Source organism: Nostoc cf. edaphicum LEGE 07299 (assembly GCF_015207245.1).
Classification (GTDB): Bacteria; Cyanobacteriota; Cyanobacteriia; order Cyanobacteriales; family Nostocaceae; genus Nostoc; species Nostoc edaphicum_B.
Genome location: NZ_JADEXF010000168.1, coordinates 1 through 6,987, shown reverse-complemented (window position 1 = coordinate 6,987; position 6,987 = coordinate 1). Strand labels below are relative to the sequence as shown.

Annotated in this window: 2 protein-coding genes; both read left to right on the top strand. The window is 44.4% G+C overall.

Annotation, left to right across the window (positions count from 1 at the left end; all coding sequences use genetic code 11):
* Positions 1-1,868, top strand: a 1,868-nt coding sequence (locus IQ229_RS07090) for a non-ribosomal peptide synthetase (RefSeq protein WP_194042481.1), incomplete at its 5' end; no start/stop codon positions are given.
* Between the two features lie 3 nt (positions 1,869-1,871).
* Positions 1,872-6,815 (top strand): type I polyketide synthase, encoded by a 4,944-nt coding sequence (locus IQ229_RS07085; RefSeq protein WP_194042479.1) that lies wholly within the window; start codon positions 1,872-1,874, stop codon positions 6,813-6,815.
* Positions 6,816-6,987: the final 172 nt, after the last annotated feature.

The following is a 6,987-nucleotide window of genomic DNA, read 5'->3' as shown; positions in this document are numbered from 1 at the left end:
TTCATGAGTTATTTGAAGCGCAAGTAGAAAAAACACCCGATGCTGTGGCGGTGGTGTTTGAAGACCAACAATTAACCTACCATGAGTTGAATATCAAAGCAAATCAATTAGCACAATACTTACAAAATTTAGGGGTAGGGACTGATGTCCTTGTTGGCATCTGTGTAGAACGCTCCTTAGAAATGATAGTGGGATTGTTGGCTATTCTCAAAACGGGTGGAGCCTATGCGCCACTTGACCCAAATTATCCAGTTGAGCGCCTCGCTTTTATCTTAGAAGATGCTCAAGTTTCAGTATTGCTAACGCAAAAACACTTATTAAATAATCTTCCTCAAAACCATACTCAAGTTTTCTGCCTTGATTCTGACAAAGAAATCCTATCTCAATACAGTTCAGAAAACCCAACCAGTTCAGTAACAGCTGAAAACTTGGCTTACATAATTTATACTTCTGGTTCTACAGGTAAACCCAAAGGTGTATTAATTAATCACTCCAATGTTGTGCGTTTATTTAAAGCTACCGAACATTGGTATCACTTTAACCAAGAGGATGTATGGACGCTGTTTCACTCCTTTGCTTTTGACTTTTCTGTGTGGGAAATTTGGGGTGCATTAATTTACGGCGGACGGTTAGTTGTAGTGCCATATTTAGTTAGCCGTTCTCCCGAAGCCTTCTATGAATTACTCTGCAAAGAAAAAGTTACAGTTCTCAATCAAACTCCTTCAGCTTTCCAACAATTAATCCACACAGAACAGACAATTGCTAATTCTGAGAACTTAGCTCTGCGTTGGGTTATCTTTGGTGGGGAAGCATTAGAAATTCAAAGCTTAAAGCCTTGGTTTACTCTTCACGGGTATGAGTTTCCAAAGTTGGTGAATATGTACGGTATTACAGAAACTACCGTTCATGTTACCTATCGTCCAATTACAGAAGATGACTTAAGACCAGGAGCAGGGAGTGTGATTGGTTGTCCAATTCCTGACTTGCAATTGTATCTGCTAGATGAGCATAGACAGTTAGTTAGCGTTGGTGTTCCTGGTGAAATCTATGTGGGAGGTGCAGGTTTAGCTCGTGGCTATCTCAATCGTCCTGATTTGACTGCGAAAGCTTTTATTGCTAACCCCTTAAGTAACGATCCGCAGGCGCGGCTTTATAAAACGGGTGATTTAGCAAGATATCTACCCAATGGAGACTTAGAATATCTCGGTCGTATTGACCATCAGGTAAAGATTCGTGGCTTCCGAATTGAACTAGGGGAAATTGAAAGAGAAATTGCTCAACATCCTGATGTTCGCGAAATAGTCGTTCTAGCTCGTCAAGAAGAAACAGGCGAAAAGCAGTTAGTTGCTTATGTTGTTCCTCATCAAAACAGTAGCTACACGTCAAAGCAATTGCGTAGCTTCTTAGAGCAGCGACTACCTAATTACATGGTGCCATCAGCTTTTGTGTTATTAGAATCAATGCCTTTGACTGTAAACGGCAAATTAGATAGACAGAAATTGCCAGCACCAAGTAGAGAACGTCCACAACTGGAACAAGCGTACATTGCTCCACAAACAGATTTAGAACGTCTGGTTGCAGGTATTTTATCCGAACTGCTCAAAATCGATCGCGTTGGGATTGATGATAATTTCTTTGATTTGGGAACAACCTCAATCTCAATTCTCCAAGTTGCTGCGCGAGTAAAACAGGAACTTGGTATTGAGCTACCTGCTGTGAAGTTATTTCAGTATTCAACAATTGGCTCTTTAGCAAACTATTTGCATTCCAACCAGAATAGCCAACCGTCTTCTGACAAGCTGCAAAATCGCGCTCAACGCCAACAAGCAGCTCGGACTCGTCGCCGTAATCATCAACAAGGTGTTTAAGCAATGGTAAATATGCAAGCATCCGATAACCAAGATCCTAGTGATGGTGTTGCCATTATTGGCATGGTAGGAAGATTTCCTGGCGCTGAAAATGTCGATGAATTTTGGCGCAATCTCTGTGAGGGATTAGAATCAACGACTTTCTTCCAAGATGAAGAACTAGATCCTAGTATCGATCCGAACCTTTGCAAAGATCCTAGCTATGTAAAAGCTAGAGGGATAATTCCTGGGGGAGAAACCTTTGATGCCGCTTTCTTTGGCATTAATCCACTTGAAGCTGTGGTTATGGACCCACAGGCTAGAGTATTCCTAGAGTTGGTTTATGAAGCCCTAGAAAATGCTGGTTATGAATCAGAATCTTTTGAGGGTTTGATTGGTTTATACGCTGGTTGTGGTCAAAATACTTATTTTGCTAACCATATTGCTGGTCGTATGGAAATTGTCGATCGCATCGGTGAATTCCAAACGATGTTAGCCAATGAAAAAGACTTTTTAACCACCCGTGCTGCTTACAAACTCAACCTCAAAGGCCCAGCCGTCAGCGTCAATACAGCCTGTTCCACTTCTTTAGTAGCAGTCATTCAGGCTTGCCAAGCCTTAACCAGCTATCAGTGCGATTTGGCTTTGTCTGGTGGTGTATCCATGACTACACCTCAAAATAGCGGTTATATAGCTCAAGAAGGCAGTATGCTCTCTGGAGATGGGCATTGTCGTCCTTTTGATGCCAGCGCTCAGGGCACAATGTTCAATAATGGCGCAGGAGTAGTTGTCCTCAAGCGTTTAGAAGATGCACTCAATGATGGCGATCGCATCTATGCGGTAATTCGAGGTTCTGGTATCAATAATGACGGCGCTGATAAGGTGAGCTTTACGGCTCCTAGCGTAGACGGACAAGCAGAGGCCATTGCAATGGCGCAAGCTTATGCTAACTTCCACCCAGAAACCATCTCTTATATTGAAGCTCATGGTACAGCTACACCTTTAGGCGACCCGATTGAAATTGAAGCGCTGACACAAGCATTCCGGGTACATACAGATGCTAAACAATTTTGTGCGATCGGCTCTCTTAAAAGCAATGTCGGACATTTAGTTGCGGCGGCTGGAGTAGCAGGGTTAATTAAAACCGCTCTCGCCCTGCATTATAAAAAGATCCCACCTAGTTTAAATTTTGAGGCTCCCAATCCCAAGATTGACCTTGCCAACAGCCCTTTCTATGTAAATACCAAACTAGCTGAATGGTCGGAGGGTGAAACTCCGCGACGAGCAGGTGTGAGTTCTTTTGGTGTCGGCGGGACTAATGCTCATATTGTGCTAGAAGAAGCGCCACAAATCCAAAGTTCAGGATCTTCTCGCCCACAGCAGCTATTGTTGCTCTCGGCAAAAACTAGTCAAGCTTTAGAGGCTGCAACCGCAAATTTACAGCAGCATTTACAATACAATGCCGAAATTAACTTAGCTGATGTAGCTTATACCTTACAGCGAGGGCGCAAATCTTTTAACTACCGACGCAGTGTAGTTTGTCACGATCTTACAGATGCGATCGCAGCCCTGCAATCTTTAGATCCAAATCAAGTAAATACCCGTCACATAGAAATCCGCAATCCAGCCGTTGTCTTCATGTTCCCCGGACAAGGATCGCAATATGTGAACATGGGACTGAATCTCTACAACCACGAACCTGTATTTCAGGAAGCAGTGGATGAATGTGCTGAAATGCTTAAGCCTTTGCTGGGCAGGGATTTACGAGAAATCATCTATCCAGCACCGAGCGATGCCTACGGCGGGCTACGCCTACGCGAAACTGCGGCTATCTCATTGCGACAAACCTGCTTTACCCAACCAGCACTATTCGTCATTGAATACGCTTTAGCGCAACTATGGCAAAGTTGGGGAGTCAAGCCCCAAGCCATGATTGGCCACAGTATTGGCGAATTTGTTGCCGCCTGTATTGCGGGTATATTCACCTTAGAAGATGCGCTGATGTTGGTTGCAACTCGCGGTCGCTTAATGTGGAAGTTACCAGCAGGAGCTATGCTTTCAGTACGCCTACCAGCCAAAGAGGTAGAGTCGCGGTTGAGTGCAGAACTAGCGATCGCCGCAATTAATGGCCCTTCCTTGTGTGTAATTTCTGGCCCCACAGAGGCGATCGCATCTCTGCAAAAACAGCTAGAAAGCGAAGAAGTTATCTGTCGCCATTTACACACTTCCCACGCTTTCCACTCTCCGATGATGGATAGCATCATAGCCCCCTTTGCTGAGGTAGTTGGGAAAGTTAAATTATCACCTCCCCAAATTCCCTTTGTATCTACAGTTACCGCCGACTGGATTACAGCCCAGCAAGCAACAGATCCGATGTATTGGGCTACACATCTACGCCAGACTGTGCGGTTTGCAGAGGGCGTACAAACTCTATGGCAGCAGCCAGAACGACTACTGTTAGAGGTAGGGCCGCGAATCACAACTACGACCTTAGCCCGCCAACAAGCAAAAGATATTAAACAACAGATTGCGATTCCTTCTTTGGGTGATAACGCCGAAAACGAAGCCGAATGGACGGCATTACTCAAGGCAGTAGGACAACTGTGGTTAGCAGGAGTATCTATTGACTGGAGCAACTTCTATCAAAGGGAAACGCGACAGCGAATTCCTCTACCTACTTATCCCTTTGAACGCCAACGCTTCTGGATTGATCCTCCACCTCATCCCAATCGTGCAGCAACTCCCAAACTTTTAAATCCCCAATTATTAGAAAACACCCAAATTATGACAACATCCCCTCAGCAAAAGCTTATTCTCCTGCTCAAAGAAATTATCGAAGAAACTTCAGGATTGGAAATTGCTAGTGTTGACGACTCGATAACATTTTTAGAAATGGGATTAGATTCTTTATCTCTGACACAAGTCGGGCTAGCGTTAAAGAAAAAATTTCAAGTCAAAGTCACACTTAGGCAGTTACTAGAAATTTACCCCAATTTAGGAACACTGGTCGACTTTATCAATTCAGCCTTGTCTCCCGAAACTTTATCCGCATTAGGATTAACAGAAACCGTTGCAGATATCGTTCCAGAAGTACCATTGTCAGAACCTACACCTACAAGCACTTTGGTAGTTCATGAAGTTCATACAAATGGATCGAATGGATCTGCACCTAAGATTTCCCTCCAACCTGCTGCATCTAGTAGCATCCTAGAAAATGTGATTAATCAGCAGCTACAAATTATGAGCCAGCAATTGGCGCTATTGGGTAATAGCAGTCAATCTGTAACAATCCCAGTTGTACCTGCGGCAACATCTCAAAATAATGGTGTCAAGCCACAAAATGCTGTATCTGTCCCTCCAACCCAAACTAGCAAAGAATCAGCATCAGTAGAAACAGAGTCAAATGGTGGTAAAAAGGCATTTGGTGCGGCTGCTCGAATTGAAAAGACCCAGACTAAAACTTTGACAGCACAACAACGCACTTATCTAGACAAAATTATTCAAAGATATACAAAACGGACTCAAAAATCCAAAGAATATACTCAAACTCATCGCCCTTACTTAGCAGATCCCAGAACTGTTTCCGGGTTTAACCCGACGATGAAAGAGATGGTTTACCCCATCGTGGCGTCTCGTTCTTCAGGTTCTAAACTTTGGGATGTTGATGGTAATGAATATGTCGATTTAAGCAATGGCTTTGGCTTGAATTTGTTTGGTTGGTCGCCACCTTTCATTACTGAGGCAATTGAAGCACAACTCAAACTCGGCATGGAAATTGGGCCGCAAACTCCCTTAGTTGGAGAAGTGGCAAAGCTGATGTGTGAGTTGACCAACTTTGACCGAGCAGCCTTTTGCAACACAGGTTCGGAAGCGGTGCTGGGAGCGATGCGGATGGCACGTACGATCACAGGGCGTAACTTGATTGCCATCTTTTCTGGAGCTTATCACGGTATTTTGGATGAAGTAATCGTTCGGGGTACAAAGAAACTCCGGTCAATTCCAGCTGCTCCCGGTATTCCACCCGAAATGGTAGAGAACATTTTGGTGGTGGACTACGATTCACCTGAGTCTCTAGAAATCCTCAGAAGTCGGGCTGATGAGTTAGCAGCAGTGATGGTGGAATCTGTGCAAAGCCGTCGCCCTGAATACCAGCCTAAAGAATTCCTCCAGCAATTGCGTGATTTCACGGAAGAAGCTGGTATTGCCCTGATTTTTGATGAAATCGTTACCGGATTCAGAATTCATCCAGGTGGCGCTCAAGCGCATTTCGGCATCAAGGCGGACATAGCAACCTACGGTAAGATTGTGGGCGGTGGGCTACCAATTGGAGTCATTGCTGGCAAATCACAATATATGGATGCTTTGGATGGTGGGTTTTGGCAGTTTGGCGATGACTCCGTTCCAGAAGTAGGCGTGACTTACTTCGCCGGCACTTTCGTCCGCCATCCTTTAGCACTAGCAGCCGCCAAAGCAGTACTTCAGCATTTAAAACAGAGTGGCCCCAGCTTACAGCAAAATCTCAATGCCAGAACCGATAAGTTTGTAGCGGAACTTATGGGCTATTTTCAGCAAGTTCAGGCTCCGTTTACAGCTTATAATTTCGGCTCCCTGTTCATGGTGAAGTCTTTACCAGAGTTTCCCTACGGAGATTTACTGTTTTACTTGCTGCGGGATAAGGGAGTGCATACTTGGGATCACCGTCCTTGCTTCTTGACGACAGCCCATTCCGAAGCCGATCTAGCTTTCGTAATGGCAGCCTTTAAAGAAAGTATTGCCGAAATGCAGTCTGCTGGCTTCTTATCTGCACCGCCTATTGAAGTAACAAACCGCGAAACCAATAACAGTTTACGTAATCGTCCTCCGCAACCTGATGCCAAATTAGGACGAGATCCCCAAGGAAACCCCGCCTGGTATATCCCGGATATCGAGCGTCCTGGGAAATATTTACAAGTCGCAAGTGTTTTCTAAAGTGCTTAAGACTTACGCAAAATCATGATAAAACGAACCACAAAGGACACAAAGGAATAAGAGTTTCAGAGAGTTCTTGCGTAAGTCCTCGTGCTTTAAAAAATCAAGTGTAGTGAGCCTGAGTAATTTTTGCAAATAGTAAATACTCATCCATCCAGGTTTTGTATGTCAG

Coding starts and splice junctions, on each gene's coding strand:
- IQ229_RS07085 (WP_194042479.1), top strand. CDS start 1,872: ATGGTAAATATGCAAGCATCCGATAACCAAGATCCTAGTGATGGTGTT.